Genomic DNA, 20300 nt, shown 5'->3' on the forward strand with positions numbered 1-20300 from the left:
AGGTGAACTGATAGACGGCGCCGCCCGGCCGCATATAGGCGAAGGCGCCGGCCAGGATCGATACGATCTTGCGCGGCGACATGGACAAGAGCGGCAGGCCGCTGACAACCGCGCCGACCGGTTCGCCCTCGAAAATATCGGCATCGGCGAGATGGGCGGCGTCCATCTGCAACACACGCGCCGTCGGAAAACGCGCCTGCAGCGATGAGATGAATTCCGGACCGTACTCGATCAGGGTCAGATCCGCTTCGCTGACCCCGCGCGCCAGCAGCGCCCGGGTGAAAACGCCGGTTCCCGGGCCGAGCTCGATGATCGGCCCGTCGAGTGCGGCAATTTCACTGGTCATGATCCTGGCAAGCGAATCCCCCGACGGCGCGATGGCCGCGACCCGAAGCGGGTTGCTGACCCAGGAGCGGAAAAAATGCAGGAAATCGGAGCATGCGGCCTTTGCAGTCATGACTATCCCACCCGTCTGAAATTCGATTGATTATGAAATGCGACCATCGCGGCGAGCATGGCAATTCCAAGGCAAACGCGTCAATCGCTCTTGGCTGCGGCTTTTCGCAACACCATCGTCAACAGTTTGCGTGATTCTGTACTTATTGCATTTTTGCATTCGATGCAACATCGTACGAACGGCAATTGGGGAAGACATGCCGAATCCGGCTGGCCGCTACCTCTACGCAAAGGGTGGCCAAAAGGCGACCAACCTCTCTTTCGTCATGCTCGGGCTTGTCCCGAGCATCTACAGCCGGTCGATACGCAGCAGATCCTCGGCACAAGGCCGAGGATGACGCCGAGGGGAGAGCGAGGTTTGTCCACAAACTGAGGGCGACCCTGAGGCCGCCCCTTCAGCCCATTGCGGGCCGTTCACGATCGCGAAGACGCGGAGCGTCTCGTCAGTAGTTGCAGCTGGAGCCGCTCCCCGGGTTGAAGCCGAGCTTGCAATCCATCTTGAGGGGCTTCTTCGGGTTCATCATGTAAGGCGTCATCCGACCTGAGGTTTCCGAGCCGCGCTCACCGATCGAACCGGTGGTGCGCCTGTCATGCTCAACCGTGGTTTCTTGTCGGGCAACCGGACGCTCGGCTGAACCTTGCTCTGTCGCGCTCGACTGGAGGGGAGCTGCCATGGCCGAGAAGGCCGAAAGGCCGAGGATTACGCCGAAGGCAGCGGCCATCAGGCCGTTCTTGAAAGTCGTGGTCATAATCGTCTCCTTGGGAGGATTCGTGGAGTTTACGCCCCGGAGTTAGGAAGGCGATCTGTCACATACTACGGTGCCAAAGCAGAGGTCACGGATATGTGAGCGGCGGCTCGATCAAGAAAAAGGCGGCTCATCGCCGCCTCTTTCATTTGCCGGCTCAATAGCCGTTATCGCAAGGCATGCTGCCGGGACCGATCGATCCGGAAAACGTAGGGTTGCACATTTTCGGAGCTGCCGGCCTGTTCACCGGCGCGCGGACGATGGAGCCCGTGGTGCCGGCCTCGACGCCGAAGGCGGCAAGCGGATACCAGTAACCATCGGAGTGGCGGCGGGTGCCGGGGCGCTCCGTGCGAAAGCCCTGATAGCCGTGCCAGGTGCCGGCATGTGATTTATATTGCACCATTTTTACATCCGAGACAGCGGGCGGGCGAGCCGTCTGAACGGGTGCTGCCTGCGCAGGGATGATCGACGTGAGGGCGAGAAGGGCGCCGAGTGCGGCGGTGGAAGGGGTGAGACTGAACATCTTCATGATAAACCCTCCTTACTGGATTTATCTCGAGAGAATGCCTTTCCCACGCGCGGAGTTCCGCCGCTATATGCAACTTCCAAAACTCGTGATTGCAGGCGATCCGGCGTGACTAAATCGCCGAAAAACGTGAAAAGTCGCGATCAGGAAAGGGCTCGAACAGCGCTTGTGACGAAACGTGAATTCTCTGTTCTCAATTCGCGTATAATGTCCGGTAACCCTGGCCGGAGAGGCAAGCGACATATTGGCGATGGGCGGCAGCGCGCGCTATCGTTTCGGCCTCAAGCTCATCGGCCTGAGCATATCCGGTCAGCTGGGCGCGCAGCTGATACTGCTTCCTCGCCTCGTCATACATGGCGTTGCCGTCGGTCATGCAAAGGCCGTGCGCAACGACCGGCGGATTGACCGGCACGCCGACCGCCAGGAGCACGGGATCATTGGCATGGTCGATGCAGCCGCCAAGGGCCGTCATCATCGCCAGGACAGCCAGAGCCCGAAAAATTCCCACCGCCATGCATTCCTCCGGCTGAAGCGCCTTAAAGATCATCAGACCTGCGGATACATCAGGAAGGTTGCGCGAAACTAGGCTGACGGCTTAGCCGCCAATCCCGCCGGACGCACCACCTGACCAGACATGCTTAAAATATTGCTAAAATATTATATTAATGCTTACTTGTAGTCGTAAACGCTAATCTTTCGGGAGGGAAAGATTATGGCTTCGCCGTGGGTAAACGACGCGCTCTCGCACGCACAATCAGCATTTTCCAGCAAGACTGATACAAATATCCTTGAGGTCGGGGGCGGCTCCCGCACGCATATCCCCTTGAAAGGTGCGCGATATACCGTTGTCGACATCTCCAAGGAGCAACTCGAAAAGAACCAGGACGCCGCTGAGAGGATCCTCGGCGATGCTCAAACCATCGACTATGGAGATCGTCACTTCGACGCCTGCGTCTTCTGGGACGTCCTCGAACATTTGGAAAGCCCGCGCGCTGCCTTGTTGAGAGCCCATGATACCCTGTCTCCCGGTGGTCTGGTGTTCGTCAAGGGTCCGATCCTGAATTCAGCCAAAGGGATCTTCACCGACCTGACGCCCTGGTGGACCCACGTCTTGTTCTACCGCTACGTTCTCAGGCAGAAAAACGCCGGAAAGCCGGGCTATGCCCCATTCCGTGTCGAGCACGCCGCAGAGGCATCCCATTCGGAGATTGCCGGGACATTGAAAGACCTCGGCATGGATGTCGTCTTTGTCGGCGAATATGTGTCGACGCAGGTGCATGCGCTCAAGGATAGAATTCCCCCGCTTTATTGGCTCTATGAAGCTTTCGGTCTTCTGCTTCGCACGACCTCGGCCGGGAAGATCGGGGGGCGGGAGACGGAGTTCCTGATCGTGGCAAAGTGCCTCCGACAGTAACTCCACCAGAATCTATATAGCACTTCGGAATCCCGAAATTGGTTGGGGCATTGAAATCATTCAGAGTTTCTCCCTGTCGACAGCTCACGAAGCGCGGCGGATTCCGGAATCCCGAAGCGGGGGGATTTCGGGATTCCGAAGTGGGGATTTTTTCTTCCTGCCGACGCGCCCGCGTTTGTCGGCGGCAATCTTGCGGTCGGTCTCGGACCATTTCCGGCACCTTTCCGCCGTGCATCGCTTCCACTCGTCGGTGGGTGGCGCACCTTCATGGTCACCGACAAAAGTCAGCGTGAACCGGTTGGGATGCGCGACACCGCTGCCCGCCCGGCCGCGGCGAACTTTTATCAGCCCCTTATATTCGAGCTCATCGATCGCATCGGCCACATATTCGCCGGTCACGCCGTAAGACACGAACTGAGGATGGGTCACGATCAGCTTGCCGTTTTCCAAGGCAGCGTGCGACGTGTGCTCGATGACGATGCGGAAGAAGGCGCGGCAGGCGTTCGCACTCAGGGTCGTGAAGGCCGCAGATTCCAGCAACTGAATGGTGAACCATTGCCAGCGAAGGCTGCCGTCGTCCGCCGCGCCCGGCGGAGCGGTATGCTTGCGCACCATCGCCCGAGTCTTTCCCTGACTGGTTCGGCTTTTGTCGCGAGGGTTGAATTCCGCCATCAGCCCCTCGCCTCAGACCCATTGCGGGAACCCTGATCACACCGTGCGCGACGGCCAGGGCTCGTTGACGCGATCACATCGCCGATAGAGAAAAACTTGCTCGACATCCGCCAGTCCAAGGTTGCAATTGCGGATAAGCTAACGCAAGAACGGCCCGTCGACTAGGAAAATATTCTTAGGTTGCATCTTTATGTCACCCGATCCCTTCTGCTAGATTTTCGGCAATGATTCACGCAGTGGAGCGCGATACCGAATGAAAACTTGAATCAGTTTCGCGCAAGACGATTATCGCATCGCCGGCACTACCCATTCTCTTCATCAGCAAATAAGCTCGCGGCCGGCGACCGGAAGGCGCCGCATAAGCTTCAATGTTCAGGGCCCTGTCAGCATGACATCATTGTACTGGAAAAGTTTTGCCTCAGCTTGCCTGTGCGTCACGCTCTCCCATCCGGCATGGTCCGCCGGCGGCATCGAGATCCCGGGCTACGCGCCAGCGATGGGCGTCGAGCGCAGCTACCGCGTTCAAAAAGCAACCGAAACCGATATGTCATTCTGGTTCGACAAGCCAGGCGCCTCGGCCATGACGATGCGCGGCGCGTTTCGCCAGCGTATGACGGTCCTGTCGCGGGATGAAGACGGCATGCGGGTCCGCTGGTCTCTCAGCGCCGATTTGCCGGAAGGCCTTGCGGGCCTTGCCGACAGCTATCAGATGAACCTGCTCTATCGGAATTCCCTCACGGCCTATGGCACCGCTTCGCTCGAACTCGAAGCCGACCTGAACGGCAACCCGCGCGATCTCTCCGGTGTCGATCAGATCGTGGCACACATGCGGGCGATAGCGGCCAGTGGACCGGGTGGAGTTCCCGCGGCACCACAAAGCGGGGTCTATGACATCATCGCCAAGCTGGAGGCAAACCCTCTTCAGATTGTTGCCGCCTTGGTGCCGGAGGCGCAACTGCTTGCCACAGGGCAATCCTATCAGGCAGAGACTATGGAGATTGGTCAGGCCTCAGCGACGTCGAGGGACGAAGATTATGACGGCGTTAGTGTTCCGGTGACATCGACCTGGACACTGGAATCCACCGACGCGACCGCACGCACGGCAACCCTTTCCCTGTCGGAGGAAGCCGACGCCGCAGCGTTCAGCCAGTCGCAGCAGCCGGCGATCGCAAATTTGATCACGGGCTTTGCCGAGCGGGCAAAGAACCTCACGGCCGATCAGCTGGCTTCCCTCAAACGCGCCAGCAAGCGCCGCAGCGTCGAGCTCGTGGTGTCCCTGAACGATGGTTCGACACTCGAAGCGTCGGAGATCGTAACCGTTGAGGCAGGAGGGACGAGGTTGCGCACATATACCCACATCCAACGCGAGGATATGCCGGCCAGCTTGCAGCTTACAGGCGTGCTGACAGCAAAAGACTTGCAGACGCCCGATTTGCATATCGAGCCGCTACCATCAGCCAAGGCCGGGCCGGGCATCCTGGATGAGCTCTCGACACCGCCTGCTCCACCAACGGCATCGCAAGAAGCTGCCGTTGCTGCAAACAATGACGCGGCCAAGGCGATTGCGCCTGTCTCGCTTGAGGTGAAGAGTGCGGAGGTAAGCCTGTCCCCCGTGTCCTACGACCACGGCCTGAATATCGTGCTCACCCCGGAAAGCGCCGCCACATTCCGCGATTTCACGCAGGCGGTATTGGGACGACAAACGCAGATGCTGATCAACGACAAGGTCGTCATGGAACCCTGGATGAGGGAGCCGATCACGGATGGTCGCATCGTTCTGGCGGGAACGGATAAGAAAGATTTGGAAGCGCTGGCGGAACAGTTGAGGGGTCCCGGGGCCAAGATTCTCGTCCGGTTACGCCCATGATGGCGCCAGCTGCCGCGCGCTGGCGAGCTGCCCCTCCTTCATTTTAGCCGCCGGCTCCATCGCCAACGGACTTCAGTCCTATGGTTCAGAAATCAGAAGGACCAGAATTCCATTACGCGCTGCGGCACTGATCGCCCCGGAGATCCGCCGCAGTGGCCCACGCGCAATGAGCGTCTCTTGCGGAGGGGAGTTTCCGGGACCCGGATCGATAAAGGCCGAACACTGGTGATCCAGATCGAGCATCGCCATGAATGATGTGGCGACAATCGTTTCACCGCAGGCGGCGCATCGGAGAATGTAGGAACCGCGGTGGACGATCGATTCCGTTTTGTCCAATCCGCACGACGGGCAGGCCAACATATTGTTCATTGCTTCACCCCAGTCTGAGCACGCGGCTTATGAGGCAGCCGCCAGAATGATGGCGATCGCGAGCAGCAAGGGACCCATCCACTTGAAGTGGCGAACCAACGGCGGCCGGTTGGCCGGCTTGCCGGGAAACGGCAGATAACCAAAGCCCACGGATGTCATCCACAGGCCGGCGCAAAACATGATGATTTCATCGATATAGGCTGCGATCATGACTTTCCTGCCTTCAGATCGGCGCTGCGATATCTCCGTCTCCGCGTCCGATGCCACTCATCCTACCCATCAGTACGGCCGGACGGAAGAGAAGAGAAGAGTGGATCTGAGAGATTAAACTTTGGGTAGCATAATTACCTCGAATCCCCTAGTCATTCGAACTCGTACACACGAATCCGCTAGAGCCACTTTTCTCAGGAATATTCCATGCACAACGCCAAATTCATTCGCTACGCCGCCTTCTCTGCGTGCGTCGCTTTTGCGACATTTCAGGCCGGGCAGGTTCTGGCCGATTCGGCCGATGACAAGTTCTTTGACGCAGCCCTTTGCAAGCCACCCTATACGATGACATCGGCAATGAAGATCTATGATGTCGTGGAAGCTCTGGCCAAGCCGGACACATCATCCTTGGGCGCGGCGATCTACAAACTCCCGAACCAGATAGGCCGCGACGGCTTTAAGTCGACCGAGATTTTCTTTGCAAGTAACGCTGTTGGCGTCCTGATCGAGGGCGAACGCGCCGACGATCTGGCCGCGAAATATGGTTTGAAGCCGGAGACCTCGGACCTGCTGGGCACATCCACCAAGGGCTATTCGCTTGAACTTCCTGCAGACCTGCAGCCAGAACCCGGAATGGCCGGCCCCGGAAGGGTCTCCATCGTTGCCCGCCAGGGAGACGCTTTGCCCGGCAAAACCTTGCTGGCGTGTGAATTCGTGCAGGAATTCTAGGAGGCTCCGCATAAGCGCGCAAAGCGGCGGCACGAAACCCTTTTCGAAAAGCACATCCCAGCAGTTCGCTGACCGAGAAAGGCATCTCGTTCATACTGCGCCTCGCCACGCCGGATGAATCGCCCTATGTGTGCAGGCTGCAACGGCAGAGAGCACGCAGCGGAGGTCCTGAGATCATGCAAACCATTTGGAAGAAGCCGGTGACGGTCGCCCTTGAAGGCCCGGATCAGTGGGTGGTGATCCAGACGACCCAGGCTGCAACATGGGCGTTGATTGAGGACTGGCCGACCGAAGAAGGCCCCGCCTTGGATAGGGCCTGCGCGGTTTGCGCGGATGTGATGTCGGGAAAACGAAACCGGGAAGAGGCGCGACAGGCGTTCATCGACGCTGCAATCGAAGCCGGAATCCCGATTAAGGAGTAAGCCACGACCCGTGCGGCGCCTATTTGGCGCTGGACGGCGAGCGGTCATCTCGGCTCGCCATCCAGCGTGATGACGCAGAGATTATACGCAATCAGCCATCATAATGGCCAGACAATGCTGCCTCCGCAGACTTGACAACCACGGCCAGATTGAAGCCCTTCGTCACAAGTGAAGGTCGGTCACCGCTTTCAGCCAGCCCGACTTGGGAGACGGAAGAGGCACGACCGTGCCGGCGTGCAGATCAGCGACCCAGAGATCATGTCGCCTTCGGTCCACGAACTTCTAAAACCGCGACGCTGACAGCAACGTCAAGCCGTCTCCGGGGCTTTGGCTCTCGCCAGGTCTTGCAGGAACTCTTCCATCAAGGGTTCGTCGCCGAACCGGCGATAAGCCCTTTCCGCTTCCAGCGAGAATGCCGGATGGGCTTCAACAAGGCTCGCCATGGTAGCCTGCGCCTTTTCAAGCTCTCCGCTTCCACCCTGCAACGCGGCTTGGATGAGAAGGCAATTCGCGTCGCGGGGCGCTCTGACAAGGCACTCGCTGATGACCGTGGCCGCCTCTTCGCGGCGGCCATCGGCATAAAGCGCCTGACCATGCACGTAGGCATAGTATTCCGGTGCCATGGGGTGCAGTCGGCGCGCCCGCTCCGCATTGGCGACAGCGTCCCGATAGTCTCCGAACCGGACCTGCGCTTTGGCCAGCGCAATCATGCTGTCGGGATCGTTGGGGTTCAGTTCGACCGCACGCTGCGCCGCCCGAAGTCCGCCGGAATAGTCCGCCTGCAGCGCAAGTCCAAAACTGATTACCTGATATCCAAAACCGAGATTGGGATCGAGCCGCACGGCCTGCCGCGCCTCACTGAGACCCAGATCCAGTTCGGGCGCGGCGGCCTGACCGCCGGGCCTTTGCGCCACTTCGCCGATGTAGGTCAACGCAAGGCCTGCGCGGGCTGCGGCATAAGCCGGGTCCATTTCTAGGGCGCGCTGATACAGGCCGCGGGCATCGAGAATAGCGTTCTGGTCAGCGGCGCCGTGCCGGTAACGGTCGCGGGCCTGCAAGACGAGATCATAGGCCTGCAGACTATCCGTCGGCCGCAGCGCCGCCGCTGCCGCTTCGCTTCGGCCGATATAGGGCGCGAGTTGCGCGACGATTTCCGTGGTGAGCTCGCTCTGGACGGTGAAAACGTCAGCAACCTTCTTGTCGAAGCTGCGCGACCATAAGTGCGCCCCCGTGCCTACATCAATAAGCTGCGCCGAAACGCGGAGCTGGTCGCCTTCTCGGCGCGCGCTGCCTTCAACCACGTAATCAACGCCAAGCTTTGCCGCGAGCTTACGTACATCCGTCTCCTGACCGCGCACGGCATAGGTGGAATCGCGGGCGATGACCTGAAGCTCGGGATTACGAGCGAGCGCCGTGGTCACGTCCTCGGTCAGACCGTCTGCAAAGTAAGGCTGGTTATCGCTGCCGCTCATGGTTGCGAACGGCATGACGGCAATCGAGGGTCTGGGGTCTCCACGGGTCTGGTCCAGAGAAAGTGCAGCCGGGATGCCGCTCACCATCGCTGCCAGCGGAAGAGGTGAAATCTGGGTACCGATGAGAATGAGAGCGATGGCAGCAACGCCATAAGACCAGCGCGCAGCGCTGCCGCGCAGGATATGTGGCACCTGCCGCCAGATCGACCAGGGAGAGCCCGCCCGCCTTACGCGGTACACTTCAAGCAGCTCGGGAATATTCTTGGCGCGCCTGCGGCCGACTCGAGCGAACAGATCGCCGCGGTTGCGCTCGGCGGCCATCACCACAGCGCCGCTGACGAATATCTGGCCGGGTTCGGTCATGGCCTCAAGCCGGGCCGCGACGTTCACCCCATCCCCATAGACATCACCATTATCCTCGATGACATCACCGAGGTTGATGCCGATACGCAGCTTGAAGGGCCCGTCGTCAAAACCTTGCTGGATGGCAAGTGCCGCATCAACGGCCGCGTTGACGCTCGGGAACATCGCAAGGAAGCCGTCACCCGTCGTTTTGAAAGTGGTTCCGCCATGGCGGGCGACAGTCGGGTCGATCAGGTGGTCAAAAACGGTGCGCAGCTCCGCATAGGTGGAAGACTCGTCCTCAGCCATCAGCCGGCTATAGCCGACGATATCAGCAGCCATGATTGCCGCGAGCTTGCGTTGCATTTCAGTCTCCCAACGGAGTGGCTTGATACACGGCCGTCACTGCTAACAATTGGTGTGCAGCGATCATTCAGACTAGTCCTGCAATTCGGGAAGCGGTAATCAATACAGCTCATAAATGCGTGAATATTGAGACCGTCAATTCGCGGTCCGCCGGCCTCCACTTCGTCTGGAGCCGCCCCATCGCCTCACCGATGAGGGCGACGGCAATACAGGGCAGCCCGTGCTTTGGTGGTATATACCAGAGCCCGCTTTTCTTCGCGCCAGCGATCGTCACGCTGTAAGATGCTTTTTGTGAAGGCGGCTGTCGGGGCCGCATCGCTTCGCTAAAGGACGAGCTCGATTACGCGAAGGCCCGCCGTTTGGTCCGCGCAAAGTGCTTTGCCGTCTGCGGTGAGAATGACGAGTGAGTGAGCAATTGGACCAACTCAGAAGTCTTAGCTACCAAAAGGGCGATCAGCAGGAAGTGCTGGAACGCATTCGGCAAAATGTAAGGGAGCAGGGTGGTCACATCTACGCGCTGGTCATTTCCACTGACATGGCAGCGATCTACAAGGCCATAGAAAGGGGTGAGGTGGGCGAATGGCAGGACCTATTCCGCCAGTTCATTGATACCGCGCAGGTTGTTTACTGAGCGCGTCAGATATTCAGCCAGCCCCGTCCGTTTGCGGGGTATGGCTACGCACAGCAGTTTGCGGCGCAGAACTAATGTATTCACCCAGCCATTAGGCCCGATATCCGCCAATAAGTGGGGTTAGGAAGTAAAATGTTACATGCCTCAGAAGACGAAAAGGCGAATATCGTCCGCTACTTTCTTTCGCAATCTTCGCCAGATTCTCGTGTTGACTTCCTCCAGAAGGTCTATGCAGAAACGCTGATGGGTCATCGGCATGATGTCTGGGACTTGCATACAAGCGAAGGTCGATGGTGGGTCATCACCAATCCGACAAACCTCTACTCCCAAGACCAGTTCCCGAACATGGACCTTGCTGTCACTTTCCATATGGGGTTGTGCCTCCGCATCCCACGGACCCGGCAACAGCGCATCGAAAGCCGTCGCGTGCTGCCATTTGGGGAAGTGTTCAACAGGTTACGCGAAGCGAACGACGCCCTCCATCAGGCGCATAACGTCGCGGACTATCAGGCCATTGGTGTGCGAAGCCGAGAAGCACTTCTTGCGTACGTCGCCGCTGCACAAGACGCCTCTGAGTGGCCTGTAGAGCAACCGCCAAAACGAGCAGACTTTCGGGGATGGAATGATGTCATCTGTGACACAATCCTCTCTGGCGGCTCACAGAAGGACCGCAGACACCTATTCAAGTCGCTCCTTAGCGATGCATGGAGTTTCGCGAACTGGTTGACACACGCTCACTCAGCGACGTGGCACGACGCAGAAGCCGCTCTGTCGACCGTCGAACATGGCCTTGGCTTAGCCACCTCTCTAGTCCTGCGACACATCCGTATGGTCCCCGAAGAATGTCCCGACTGTGGCTCGCCGCACCTGTCTCCACAGGAAGGTTATAATGAGGAGCTTCCAGAGGTGGTTTGGGAGCGACCTACTTGCGAGGACTGCGGGTGGACGGGCAAGCCGGTTCCCGTGGGTGAGCTTGATGCCGATGATGGACTATTCCGCAGGGAGGGTGGGTCTGATAGCGACGAATGCATTGTGATGGAGGTTCCCCTACGTGATCTCAAGAAGCCGAATACTACCTAGCTCGGGTTGAGCACGGTCCGGGTCTCAGGATAGATTTGGCGATCTGAAAATGGGCAAAATTTCTGAGACCTCCAGCTAGACGGTTCTGGGATAGCGTGACCCCCCATATGGTCGCCGCCCTATAGCCACCAAGGTCCGGTTTCCCCTTTTTGTCTGAACCTTCTCGTTCCTGGCGCTCCCTCGTCCACCGTTCAGATCGGCAGCCTTTCGCTCGGCCAGTTTGTGAGCTTCCAGAGCCGTAAGATTGGCCCTGTTGTGGGCGAAGTTCCTGAACTCCTCGATAAGTCGTTCATGAAAGGCATGGGTCTCAGGGTAGTTCCGCAGAGCTTCACGTTCGCTCTTGCCCAAGAATCTCTTGAACTCGGTCTGTCCGGTTGAAACGGCCATGTCCTTGGGGACACGCCTTCGATAGTGAAACGTACCCGAGCTGGTGACCTTAACGTACTAGGACCTCGCGTGGACCCCGTTGTGGACCGGAATGATCGTCTAGGCCTTGAGGCCGTTGATAAATTTGGGATTTATTGGAAAAGAATGGCGCACCCGAAGAGATTCGAACTCCTGACCCCCAGATTCGTAGTCTGGTGCTCTATCCAGCTGAGCTACGGGTGCGTGCAAAATGCGGCGGTGCCGCTTGCGTGGCGATCCTCTAAAACGTCCTTCGGGACAATGCAAGAGCATTTCTGAAAAAATCGCGTCTTTGTCTGCGGGCAGCCGCACCTTGCGAAACCCCGTCACTTTTCAATATGCGTCCGGCTGCGGTAATCCTCCAGCGAAACCGGGCGATCGGGGATCTCGATGCGGAACTGCGTGCCGACCGTCGGTTTTTCCACCAGCGCGATCGTGCCGCCATGGGCGAGCACCAGTTCGCGGGCGATGGTGAGGCCGAGGCCGGTGCCGCCGGAGCGGGCGGAGCCGCGGAAGGCGGCAAAAAGGTTCTGGCGCGCCTTCAGCGGCATGCCGGGGCCGGTATCATCCACCGTGATGCTGACGACGCTGCCGACGCGCTGGGCGGAGACGGTGATCCGCTTGACGGAGCCCGGGCCGCCCTCGCCCGGCGACGTCAGCGCCTGCAGCGCGTTGCGGCAGAGATTGTGGATGACGCGGAAAAGCTGCTCGCTATCGGCATCGACCTCAAGCTCGGCGCCGATCTGCTCTGCGAATTCGATGCCGCTTTGCGGATCGATCGCCAGCATGTCTTTGACGTCCTGGGTCAGTTCCAACAGGCGGATATGGCGGCGGCGTGGTGCCGATTCACTCGCCTTGCCGTAGGACAACACCTCGGTGGTGTAACCGACGGCGCGGTCGATGGTGCGCAAGAGCTTCGGAGCGAAGCTCTTGACCATCGGATCATCGACATCGACCAGCCGGTCTGACATCAGCTGCGCAGAGGCCAGGATATTGCGCATGTCGTGATTGATCTTGGACACCGCGAGGCCGAGAGCGGCGAGGTTCTTCTGCTGCTTCAGCGTCTTTTGCAGCTCCATCTGCATCGAGGTGAGATTGCGGCCGGCGACCGCCAGTTCGTCGCGGCCGCCGTCGCCGATATAGATATGGGCGGGGTTCTCAGGATCGGAGGAGAATTGCTGCATGCTGCCGGTCAGCCGGCGGATCGGGCCGATGAGGATACGGTTGATCGCAAAGAAGATCAGCGTCGCCGTGAACAGCGAGATCAGCACCGACAGCAACAGGACGTTGCGGGAATAGGCGAACATCGCCGTGCGCAGCTGCCGGTCCTTCATCACCACCTCGACGCCGGTGTTGGTGTCACCGACGGGGCCGTAGACGCGGATTATCCTGCTGCCGCCGAAGATCAAGGTGTCGAGTGCGTCGCGTATCGCCGTCACCGGCGGCACGTCAGTGAGGTCATAGGCTTCATCGACGGAGGCCGGCATATCGGTCGTCGCCAAGAGCCGCGAAGTGCCCTCCTTGCGCAGCACGATCGCCTTGGTGCCGGTCGCTTCCAGCGTCTCCTTCTGCAGCGCCCGCGGCAGCTCGACGGGCTGCAGCCCATCGATGACGATGGCGGCGGCAGCGGCGGTGTTCAGCCTGTCCTGCAGCCAGCGCAACCGCATGCTGGCGACCGATGGAAAGAAGATCAGGATTTCGGCGAGCATGATAAAGACGACGGTGAGCCAGAGCAGCTTGCCGGAGAGGCCGCCGAACATGCGGGCAGACGGGCACGGCGCCCTTGCGGCCTCGCCGGCCGCCGGGATTTCCGCCGAAGGATTGTCGCCCTGGTCTCTTGTCGGCATTCTCGTCTCGCCCGATCGGCAGCACCCAGGCCGCCCCTACCGTTGAGCTCTATATTAGACCAAGATGCTCCGCTTTCAAATCTTTGCGAGCAGCGTCACGTCGTCACAAAGAAACGCCGCCCGAGAGGAGGAAGGCCCCTCCCCAACCCCTCCCCCTTGTGGGGAGGAGTCTTTGCCCGGCGCGGACCGGGCAGAAAAAACTAACGCCGCCCGGAGGCGGCGTTAAAAGGCGCGTGATCAGTAAAGCTTAGAACTCTTCCCAGCTCTGCTCGGCTGCGGCCGCGTTGCCGCCGAAGGCGCGGGCGACTTTGGCGATCGCGCGGCGGGCGGGCGAAGCGACCGGCCTTTGCGGCTCGTTGCGAACGAGCGCCACAGGTGCCGGCGCATCATCCGACAGCTTGAAGCGGGCAATGAGGCGCACCAGGCCACCGGCTTCGGCCGAAAGCCTGTGCGTGGCGGCGGAGGTTTCTTCCACCATCGCAGCATTCTGCTGGGTCACCTGGTCCATCTGGTTGACGGCGGTATTGACCTCCTTGAGGCCGGTCGACTGCTCGGTCGCAGCCGTCGCGATCGAATGGATATGGTCGTTGATGGCAATGACGCGGGTGCCGATTTCGGCCAGCGCCTCGCCGGTCGCCTGGACGAGCTTGACGCCGACCTGCACCTCGTTGCCGGATTTGGTGATCAGCGCCTTGATGTCCTTGGCAGCCGTTGCCGAACGCTGGGCCAATTCCCGCACCTCCTGCGCGACCACCGCGAAGCCCTTTCCGGCATCGCCGGCGCGGGCCGCCTCGACGCCGGCATTCAGCGCCAAGAGGTTGGTCTGGAAGGCGATCTCGTCGATGACGTTGATGATCTGGCTGATTTCGCGCGAGGCCTGTTCGATGCGGCCCATCGCCTCGACGGCATTGCGCACGACGACGCCGGAGCGGCCGGCATTCTCCTTGGCTTCGGACACCATGATGGTGGCCTCATGCGCCCGCTCGGTGGAATTCTGGACGACGGCGGTGATCTCGTCGAGCGCTGCCGAGGTCTCTTCGAGGGCGGCTGCCTGCTGCTCGGTGCGCTTCGACAGGTCGTCGCTGGCATTGCGCAGCTCGGCGGTGTTGCCGTTCATCGCTTCCGTCGTTTCGCGCACTTCGCGCATCGTCGCCTGCAGCGTGACGAAGGTATTGTTGACGTTCTGCTGCAGCTCGGCGAAGGCGCCCTGGAAGCTGCCGCTCATCGTCTGGGTGAGATCGCCTTCGGCAAGGCTTGCGATGACGCGGCGGGTCTCGCCGATGCCGGCATCGACGCTCGACAGCAGCATGTTGATGTTGCCGGCAAACTGGTTGAGGTTGTCGTCCTCGTAATCCTTGCTGATGCGGTGGCCGAAATCGCCGGCCGCAGCCGCCGCCACGACGACGGACATGCTCGACTGCAAGTCGTCGCTCTTGGCGCGCATCGCCGCCTCCTGGGCATTCAGGCGCTTGACGGCAAGGCCGTTCGCCTTGAAGACCGCAACCGCTGCGGCCATCTCGCCGATTTCGTCCGGACGTCCGGCAAAGGGGACCTCGGCGTCGAAATTGCCGTCGGCGACTTCCTTGATCGCATGGGTGACGCGCTTGATCGGGCGGCTGAGATGGCTGGTGCCGATATAGAAGCCCATGCCGACGCCGACCGCGATGCCGATGCCGGTGATGCTGAGCACAAGCATCAGCACCCAGGAGCGGAAGCTCTCGATCTCGGCGTTGACGGTCTCCAGCGCTGCCTTGTCGATGGCGACGACGGCATCGATTTCCGCCTGGAACGCCTTGCGGTTGGCGCGGTTGGCCTCGTTGTTGCCTTGTTGGCTTGCGGCCTCGGGGCCGACTTCCGTGCCGAGGCGGGCCGTTTCCGCGCGGAAGGTGCGGAATTCCGCGGCGCGGGCGACAAGCTTGGCAAAATCGTCCTTCTCACCCTCGGGAACGAGCGGCGCCCAGCCGGAGATGACCTTGTCGATCTCATCGAGCCCGGCCAGCAAGCCCTTGGCGAAATTCGGCGTATCCTTGATCGTTTTGGCGGCATAGATGCCGCGCGATTCCATGACAACGGCCGTGACGAAACGATTGAGGCGTTCGCCGGCATAGGCACGGCTGGCGGCATGCTCATAAGCCGTCAGGTTGCGACTGTATTCGTGCATGGCGGACAATGCCGTTGCACCGATCAGAAGTGCCACCGCGCCCATCACGCAAACCAGCAGATTAATTTTGCCCCGGATCTTCAATGCAATGCTCCTAGCTACGCCACTGGCTGGAAAGCAAATTCCAGTCGATGCGTTGAATATCGGCGAAATTGATTAAAGTTAGATTTCTAGAATTTACGATTATGGCTTCGGAAATTATCCGTGCCGAATGTCTTCGGGATGCTAAACGCTTGAAAAGCTGAGTGATCTATCCGTCACGGCGCAAAACTACAACCGTTCAGGGCAACCCGCATTTCTTAACACCAGAGTGCGAATTTACTTTCGAGGCCGGCAGCACATAGCGAAATTATCCGGCATAATTGACTTTTAAGGGCTTCATCCTTATAAGCCCGCGCACGTCCGGTCACTTTAGGCCTTTCATGGCCCGCCCGTTCGAAAAATAACGCTCCTTGCATTATGCAAATTCAAGAAGGGCCGCACTCCGCGGTGTTTAAAATAAAATGAAGCGTACCTACCAACCATCCAAGCTTGTTCGCAAGCGTCGCCACGGTTTCCGTGCCCGCATGTCCACGAAGGGTGGCCGCAAGGTCATCGCAGCCCGCCGCGCGCAGGGCCGCAATCGTCTGTCGGCGTAAGCCGGGTTGCCCGGTAAGAGATGGCGGGCGAATTGACGACCAGTGAAAAGAAACACACTGTCGGGCGGCTGAAGAGCCGCCCGCAGTTTCTTGCCGTGCGCGAGGGCGAAAAACGCCGGGGCGGCTTCTTCCTTCTCGAAGTCCTCGACCGGAAGGAACCTGACAGCCAGGCACGCGTCGGTTTTACTGTCACCAAAAAACATGGCAACGCGGTCGAGCGGAACCGCATGCGCCGCCGCCTGAAAGAGGCGGTGCGGCTTCATGCGGGGTTTGCAATGCAGCCCGGACACGACTATGTGGTTGTCGCGCGCAGGGACGTGCTTGACGCGTCCTTCCAGGAATTGGCCGCGGAACTGAAATCCCGCGTGGAAACCAGGCCGAAACACCGGCGCTCCGGAGACGGACGCCCCAGGAACGTATGATGGAAAACAACCGCAATTATTTCATTGCGATCGCTCTCTCGGTGCTGATCGTCCTCGGCTGGCAGTTTCTCTATATGAATCCGCGCATCGAGGCCCAGCGCAAGGCGCAGGAAGCCCAGAAGGCGCAGCAACAGACCGAGCAGGTGCAGCAGCCGGCAGCCGGCGGCGAGACGCCGGCCCAGCCGAGCGGTACGGCCCCTTCCGGCCAGGCAGCCGCGACAGCGACGCTCGAGCAGGCGCTGACAAAGACCCCGCGCGTCGCCATCGATACGCCGGCACTTTCCGGCTCTATCAACCTTGCCGGCGCCCGCCTCGACGATCTGAAGCTCAAGGGTTATCACGAGACGGTCGACGACTCGAGCCCGATCATCACGCTGTTCAGCCCGGCCGAGACCAAGGACGGCTATTTCACCGAACTCGGCTATATCGGCAGCGACGCGACAGGCGCCGTTCCGGGTGCCTCGACGCTCTGGACCGCTCCCGAGGGCGCCAAGCTCACCGAAAAGACGCCGGTGACGCTCTCCTACACCAATGACAAGGGCCTGACCTTCACCCGCACCATTTCCGTCGACGAACGCTACATGTTCACCGTCGCCGACAAGATCGAAAATACCGGCCAGGCGCCCGCATCGTTGTCTTCCTACGGCCGGGTGACGCGCTACAACAAGCCGACGACGCCCTCCGTCTACGTGCTGCATGAAGGCTTCATCGGCGTGATCGGCGATGGCCTGATCGAAACCAAATATAGCGCCGTCGAGGAGGAAGCCGTCACGCCGGCGAAATCCACCGGCGGCTGGCTTGGCATCACCGACAAATATTGGGCGGCGACGATCGTTCCGCCGCAAAGTGCGGCCTACGAGGCGCGCTTCTCCCACTTTGCCGATGGCCAGCCGCGCTATCAGGCCGATTACAAGGATGATGCCTTCACCGTTGCGCCGGGCCAATCGATCGAGCTCAAGAACCTCGTCTTCGCCGGCGCCAAGGAAGTGCCTGTTATCGACGGTTATGAGGCCAGCTACTCGATCCCGAAGTTCGACCGCCTGATCGACTGGGGCTGGTTCTATTTCATCACCAAGCCGATGTTCAAGCTGATGGACTTCTTCTTCCGCTACTTCGGCAATTTCGGCGTGGCGATCCTGTGCACGACCATCGTCGTCAAGCTCCTGTTCTTCCCGCTTGCCAGCAAGCAGTACGCTTCGATGGCGAACATGAAGCGCATGCAGCCGAAGATGGAGGAGTTGAAGGCGAAATTCGGCGACGACCGCATGGGGCTGCAACAGGCGATGATGCAGCTCTACAAGGAAGAGAAGATCAATCCGATCGCCGGCTGCTGGCCGGTGGCGCTGCAGATCCCGATCTTCTTCTCGCTCTATAAGGTGATCTACATCACCATCGAAATGCGGCACGCACCCTTCTTCGGCTGGATCAAGGACCTTTCGGCGCCCGATCCGACGACGATCGTCAATTTGTTCGGCCTGCTGCCTTTCGAGGGGCCGGCGCTGCTGCACCTCGGCGTCTGGCCGCTGATCATGGGCATCACCATGTTCGTGCAGATGCGCATGAACCCGACACCGCCCGATCCGACACAGGCGATGATCTTCAACTGGATGCCGCTGGTGTTCATGTTCATGCTGGCCAGCTTCCCGGCCGGCCTGGTCATCTACTGGGCCTGGAACAACACGCTCTCGGTGGCGCAGCAGGGGCTAATCATGAAGCGCCACGGCGTCAAGGTCGAACTCTTCGACAATCTGAAGGGTCTGTTCCGACGAAAAGAAGTACCGTCGAAATGACGCTTGCCAAGCCCCGCTCCGGCGGGGCTTTTCATTTCCGGGCGGCGGACGAAGGAAACAAGGCATGCCGCGCAGGCGCCTGAAAAGCTTGACATCCGCCCGCAAAACCATGAAGCCCGGTAAAAGACCCAACCCAGAGAAGAACCCGCATGCCCGAAACCGAAAAGCCGCTCTTCGGCCACCCATGGATCTTCATCCGCGGCGTGCCGTCCCTGAATTTCCTGCCGCCGGAAGGGCCGTTGGAAGTGGCCTTCGCCGGTCGCTCGAATGTCGGCAAATCCTCGTTGATCAATGCTCTGGTCGGCCAGAAGGGCTTGGCACGCACTTCGAACACGCCGGGGCGTACGCAGGAGCTTAACTATTTCGTTCCGGATGGCTATTCCGGCGAAGGCCAAGACCTGCCGCCGACGGCGATCGTCGACATGCCGGGCTATGGTTATGCGCAGGCGCCGAAGGAGCAGGTCGACAAGTGGACCAAGCTCGTCTTCGATTATTTGCGCGGCCGCGCGACGCTGAAGCGCGTCTATGTGCTGATCGACAGCCGCCACGGCATCAAGAAGAACGACGACGATGTGCTTGATCTGCTCGACAAGGCCGCCGTCTCCTACCAGATCGTGCTCACCAAGACCGACAAGATCAAGGCAGCCGGTGTGCCGAAGCTCATTGCCGAAACGGCGGAAAAGATCCGCAAGCGCCCGGCCGCCTATCCCGGCGTGCTGTCCACCTCGTCCGAAAAAGGCGATGGATTGGACGAACTTCGCCAGGCGATCGCCGAAACCCTCGGTATCGCCCGCTGGAAGTAGGAAGGGCTGAGCACCTCGAACGCGAAGCCCTCTTTGGTGTAAAGGTCGCCGAGACATCCAAAAGTTGAACACAGCGCAAACGGAAAACTAACGGTTGACGCCGCAAGCTTGATGAGCTAGATAGCGAGCATCGAATTTTGCTTGCTGGCTTGGTTATCGCGCGATTGGCACCGCGCCCTGAACGAACTTCCTTTCAAAAATCGCTATCACCATCCGCATCGCCTTGGCGTTGCGGTTCTCCAATATTGCTATGAAAGGGTTCATCATGACCACTGGCACAGTTAAATGGTTCAATTCCACCAAAGGCTTCGGCTTCATTCAGCCTGATAATGGCGGCGACGACGCCTTCGTTCACATCTCCGCTGTCGAGCGCGCCGGAATGCGCGAACTCGTCGAAGGCCAGAAGATCGGCTTCGACCTCGAGCGTGACAACAAGTCGGGCAAGATGTCCGCTTGCAATCTCCAGAACGCTTAAATCGGTATCTGCTTCCCTTTGACCACGGATGTACTGGCACTGCCGGAAGCACGTTATCAATCCAAGGCCAGGCGATTTGCCTGGCCTTTTTCGTTTTCGCTCGCGTGTCGAGCCCGCAGTATCGGACCCAAGATGACAGAGACATACAGCAAATCTCGCCAGCGGGCGGAGATAGCCTTCGGTAACGTCCAGACCCAGTTCTTCGCGAAGAACCAGGCGGCCGAAGAACTCGAATCCGACGCCCAATCGCAACAGGCAAAGACGTTGCGGCTTCGGGAAGCCCGGCTTGCGCGGGAACATAGTAACCGGGTGTCGGCAACCTCTGCCCTCATTGCGAAACGCGCCCGAGCCCGCTGAGATCACAACCCGATCGACAAGGCTCGAGATTTAAACCGCGTCTGAAATGACGGGCTTGCAGCTCTCGCGCTGCAGCATGGCCGAAGGCATGCTGGCATTC

22 protein-coding genes, 1 tRNA gene and 1 pseudogene are annotated in these 20300 nt (G+C 59.8%); 12 read left to right on the plus strand and 12 right to left on the minus strand.

Features of this window, described 5'->3' with window-relative positions; all coding sequences use genetic code 11:
* The 4 genes from FY112_RS20020 to FY112_RS20040 form a co-directional block, all read right to left on the minus strand.
* Positions 1 to 457: methyltransferase domain-containing protein (locus tag FY112_RS20020; protein WP_151519109.1), on the minus strand; the 457-nt coding region annotated here is incomplete at its 3' end.
* Between the two features lie 442 nt (positions 458 to 899).
* Positions 900 to 1205, minus strand: coding sequence for a hypothetical protein (locus tag FY112_RS20030; RefSeq protein WP_151519111.1), 306 nt, complete (start codon positions 1203 to 1205; stop codon positions 900 to 902).
* Positions 1206 to 1359: 154 nt separating this feature from the next.
* The gene (locus tag FY112_RS20035; protein ID WP_151519112.1) at positions 1360 to 1731 is read right to left on the minus strand and encodes a cell surface protein; all 372 of its coding nucleotides are present in this window, start codon (positions 1729 to 1731) and stop codon (positions 1360 to 1362) included.
* Between the two features lie 190 nt (positions 1732 to 1921).
* Positions 1922 to 2242 (minus strand): hypothetical protein, encoded by a 321-nt coding sequence (locus tag FY112_RS20040; protein ID WP_131619500.1) that lies wholly within the window; start codon positions 2240 to 2242, stop codon positions 1922 to 1924.
* A 198-nt stretch (positions 2243 to 2440) separates the two neighbouring features.
* Between FY112_RS20040 and FY112_RS20045 the strand changes: the two genes are divergently transcribed.
* Entirely contained in the window at positions 2441 to 3142 is a 702-nt protein-coding gene (locus FY112_RS20045) for a class I SAM-dependent methyltransferase (RefSeq protein WP_017958772.1), read from the plus strand.
* An 84-nt stretch (positions 3143 to 3226) separates the two neighbouring features.
* Here the strand turns inward: FY112_RS20045 and FY112_RS20050 are convergent, their stop codons facing one another.
* A complete protein-coding gene (locus FY112_RS20050) occupies positions 3227 to 3814 on the minus strand; it encodes a hypothetical protein (RefSeq protein WP_151519113.1) in 588 nt (195 codons plus the stop codon).
* A 388-nt stretch (positions 3815 to 4202) separates the two neighbouring features.
* Here FY112_RS20050 and FY112_RS20055 point away from each other — a divergent pair, with 388 nt between their 5' ends.
* Positions 4203 to 5681 carry a hypothetical protein gene (locus FY112_RS20055; protein WP_151519114.1) on the plus strand — a complete coding sequence of 493 codons (1479 nt, stop codon included), beginning with the start codon at positions 4203 to 4205 and terminating at the stop codon, positions 5679 to 5681.
* A gap of 78 nt (positions 5682 to 5759) precedes the next feature.
* Here the strand turns inward: FY112_RS20055 and FY112_RS20060 are convergent, their stop codons facing one another.
* Positions 5760 to 6050 (minus strand): hypothetical protein, encoded by a 291-nt coding sequence (locus tag FY112_RS20060; protein WP_131707864.1) that lies wholly within the window; start codon positions 6048 to 6050, stop codon positions 5760 to 5762.
* A 27-nt stretch (positions 6051 to 6077) separates the two neighbouring features.
* On the minus strand, positions 6078 to 6260 hold the full coding sequence (locus FY112_RS20065; RefSeq protein WP_131639877.1) for a hypothetical protein: 183 nt from the start codon (positions 6258 to 6260) through the stop codon (positions 6078 to 6080).
* A 207-nt stretch (positions 6261 to 6467) separates the two neighbouring features.
* On the opposite strand from FY112_RS20065, the gene FY112_RS20070 reads away from it, so the two are divergent.
* Both FY112_RS20070 and FY112_RS20075 read left to right on the plus strand, forming a co-directional pair.
* Complete coding sequence (locus FY112_RS20070) at positions 6468 to 6989, plus strand: hypothetical protein (protein ID WP_131707863.1); 522 nt, start codon at positions 6468 to 6470, stop codon at positions 6987 to 6989.
* A gap of 176 nt (positions 6990 to 7165) precedes the next feature.
* On the plus strand, positions 7166 to 7411 hold the full coding sequence (locus FY112_RS20075; RefSeq protein WP_131627864.1) for a DUF982 domain-containing protein: 246 nt from the start codon (positions 7166 to 7168) through the stop codon (positions 7409 to 7411).
* 91 nt (positions 7412 to 7502) lie between these two features.
* Here FY112_RS20075 and FY112_RS38615 read toward each other — a convergent pair.
* Positions 7503 to 7687, minus strand: a pseudogene (locus tag FY112_RS38615) (hypothetical protein).
* Positions 7688 to 7719: 32 nt separating this feature from the next.
* Positions 7720 to 9591, minus strand: a complete 1872-nt coding sequence (locus FY112_RS20085; protein WP_151519115.1) for an adenylate/guanylate cyclase domain-containing protein — start codon at positions 9589 to 9591, stop codon at positions 7720 to 7722.
* A 403-nt stretch (positions 9592 to 9994) separates the two neighbouring features.
* Between FY112_RS20085 and FY112_RS20090 the strand changes: the two genes are divergently transcribed.
* A complete protein-coding gene (locus FY112_RS20090) occupies positions 9995 to 10222 on the plus strand; it encodes a hypothetical protein (RefSeq protein WP_151519116.1) in 228 nt (75 codons plus the stop codon).
* 132 nt (positions 10223 to 10354) lie between these two features.
* Complete coding sequence (locus FY112_RS20095) at positions 10355 to 11302, plus strand: hypothetical protein (protein WP_151519117.1); 948 nt, start codon at positions 10355 to 10357, stop codon at positions 11300 to 11302.
* A gap of 532 nt (positions 11303 to 11834) precedes the next feature.
* Here FY112_RS20095 and FY112_RS20100 read toward each other — a convergent pair.
* The 3 genes from FY112_RS20100 to FY112_RS20110 form a co-directional block, all read right to left on the minus strand.
* Positions 11835 to 11911 (minus strand) — tRNA-Arg (locus FY112_RS20100).
* 122 nt (positions 11912 to 12033) lie between these two features.
* Positions 12034 to 13554 (minus strand): HAMP domain-containing sensor histidine kinase, encoded by a 1521-nt coding sequence (locus FY112_RS20105; RefSeq protein ID WP_151519118.1) that lies wholly within the window; start codon positions 13552 to 13554, stop codon positions 12034 to 12036.
* Between the two features lie 247 nt (positions 13555 to 13801).
* Positions 13802 to 15799 (minus strand): methyl-accepting chemotaxis protein, encoded by a 1998-nt coding sequence (locus tag FY112_RS20110; protein ID WP_151519119.1) that lies wholly within the window; start codon positions 15797 to 15799, stop codon positions 13802 to 13804.
* A 419-nt stretch (positions 15800 to 16218) separates the two neighbouring features.
* Here FY112_RS20110 and rpmH point away from each other — a divergent pair, with 419 nt between their 5' ends.
* The 6 genes from rpmH to FY112_RS37925 all read left to right on the plus strand — a co-directional run bounded on the left by rpmH (position 16219) and on the right by FY112_RS37925 (position 20200).
* On the plus strand, positions 16219 to 16353 hold the full coding sequence (gene rpmH, locus FY112_RS20115) for a 50S ribosomal protein L34 (RefSeq protein WP_003545006.1): 135 nt from the start codon (positions 16219 to 16221) through the stop codon (positions 16351 to 16353).
* Positions 16354 to 16373: 20 nt separating this feature from the next.
* The gene (gene rnpA / locus FY112_RS20120) at positions 16374 to 16775 is read left to right on the plus strand and encodes a ribonuclease P protein component (protein ID WP_017958763.1); all 402 of its coding nucleotides are present in this window, start codon (positions 16374 to 16376) and stop codon (positions 16773 to 16775) included.
* Entirely contained in the window at positions 16775 to 18565 is a 1791-nt protein-coding gene (gene yidC, locus FY112_RS20125) for a membrane protein insertase YidC (RefSeq protein ID WP_131619507.1), read from the plus strand. The genes rnpA and yidC overlap by 1 nt, the downstream gene beginning before the upstream one ends.
* A gap of 149 nt (positions 18566 to 18714) precedes the next feature.
* Positions 18715 to 19368 (plus strand): ribosome biogenesis GTP-binding protein YihA/YsxC, encoded by a 654-nt coding sequence (gene yihA, locus FY112_RS20130; RefSeq protein WP_151519120.1) that lies wholly within the window; start codon positions 18715 to 18717, stop codon positions 19366 to 19368.
* Positions 19369 to 19633: 265 nt separating this feature from the next.
* Positions 19634 to 19843, plus strand: a complete 210-nt coding sequence (locus FY112_RS20135; protein WP_017958759.1) for a cold-shock protein — start codon at positions 19634 to 19636, stop codon at positions 19841 to 19843.
* 132 nt (positions 19844 to 19975) lie between these two features.
* Complete coding sequence (locus FY112_RS37925) at positions 19976 to 20200, plus strand: hypothetical protein (protein ID WP_027666179.1); 225 nt, start codon at positions 19976 to 19978, stop codon at positions 20198 to 20200.
* The last annotated feature ends 100 nt before the right edge of the window (positions 20201 to 20300 follow it).

The sequence above is a fragment of the Rhizobium sp. PEPV16 genome (genome assembly GCF_008919455.1).
Lineage (GTDB): Bacteria > Pseudomonadota > Alphaproteobacteria > Rhizobiales > Rhizobiaceae > Rhizobium > Rhizobium leguminosarum_Q.

What these genes read in the sequence shown, in the direction of transcription:
- FY112_RS20030 (WP_151519111.1), bottom strand. Translation starts at nt 1,205, where the DNA reads ATGACCACGACTTTCAAGAACGGCCTGATGGCCGCTGCCTTCGGCGTA.
- FY112_RS20035 (WP_151519112.1), bottom strand. Translation starts at nt 1,731, where the DNA reads ATGAAGATGTTCAGTCTCACCCCTTCCACCGCCGCACTCGGCGCCCTT.
- FY112_RS20040 (WP_131619500.1), bottom strand. Translation starts at nt 2,242, where the DNA reads ATGGCGGTGGGAATTTTTCGGGCTCTGGCTGTCCTGGCGATGATGACG.
- FY112_RS20045 (WP_017958772.1), top strand. Translation starts at nt 2,441, where the DNA reads ATGGCTTCGCCGTGGGTAAACGACGCGCTCTCGCACGCACAATCAGCA.
- FY112_RS20050 (WP_151519113.1), bottom strand. Translation starts at nt 3,814, where the DNA reads ATGGCGGAATTCAACCCTCGCGACAAAAGCCGAACCAGTCAGGGAAAG.
- FY112_RS20055 (WP_151519114.1), top strand. Translation starts at nt 4,203, where the DNA reads ATGACATCATTGTACTGGAAAAGTTTTGCCTCAGCTTGCCTGTGCGTC.
- FY112_RS20060 (WP_131707864.1), bottom strand. Translation starts at nt 6,050, where the DNA reads ATGAACAATATGTTGGCCTGCCCGTCGTGCGGATTGGACAAAACGGAA.
- FY112_RS20065 (WP_131639877.1), bottom strand. Translation starts at nt 6,260, where the DNA reads ATGATCGCAGCCTATATCGATGAAATCATCATGTTTTGCGCCGGCCTG.
- FY112_RS20070 (WP_131707863.1), top strand. Translation starts at nt 6,468, where the DNA reads ATGCACAACGCCAAATTCATTCGCTACGCCGCCTTCTCTGCGTGCGTC.
- FY112_RS20075 (WP_131627864.1), top strand. Translation starts at nt 7,166, where the DNA reads ATGCAAACCATTTGGAAGAAGCCGGTGACGGTCGCCCTTGAAGGCCCG.
- FY112_RS20085 (WP_151519115.1), bottom strand. Translation starts at nt 9,591, where the DNA reads ATGCAACGCAAGCTCGCGGCAATCATGGCTGCTGATATCGTCGGCTAT.
- FY112_RS20095 (WP_151519117.1), top strand. Translation starts at nt 10,355, where the DNA reads ATGTTACATGCCTCAGAAGACGAAAAGGCGAATATCGTCCGCTACTTT.
- FY112_RS20105 (WP_151519118.1), bottom strand. Translation starts at nt 13,554, where the DNA reads ATGCCGACAAGAGACCAGGGCGACAATCCTTCGGCGGAAATCCCGGCG.
- rpmH (WP_003545006.1), top strand. Translation starts at nt 16,219, where the DNA reads ATGAAGCGTACCTACCAACCATCCAAGCTTGTTCGCAAGCGTCGCCAC.
- rnpA (WP_017958763.1), top strand. Translation starts at nt 16,374, where the DNA reads ATGGCGGGCGAATTGACGACCAGTGAAAAGAAACACACTGTCGGGCGG.
- yidC (WP_131619507.1), top strand. Translation starts at nt 16,775, where the DNA reads ATGGAAAACAACCGCAATTATTTCATTGCGATCGCTCTCTCGGTGCTG.
- yihA (WP_151519120.1), top strand. Translation starts at nt 18,715, where the DNA reads ATGCCCGAAACCGAAAAGCCGCTCTTCGGCCACCCATGGATCTTCATC.
- FY112_RS20135 (WP_017958759.1), top strand. Translation starts at nt 19,634, where the DNA reads ATGACCACTGGCACAGTTAAATGGTTCAATTCCACCAAAGGCTTCGGC.
- FY112_RS37925 (WP_027666179.1), top strand. Translation starts at nt 19,976, where the DNA reads ATGACAGAGACATACAGCAAATCTCGCCAGCGGGCGGAGATAGCCTTC.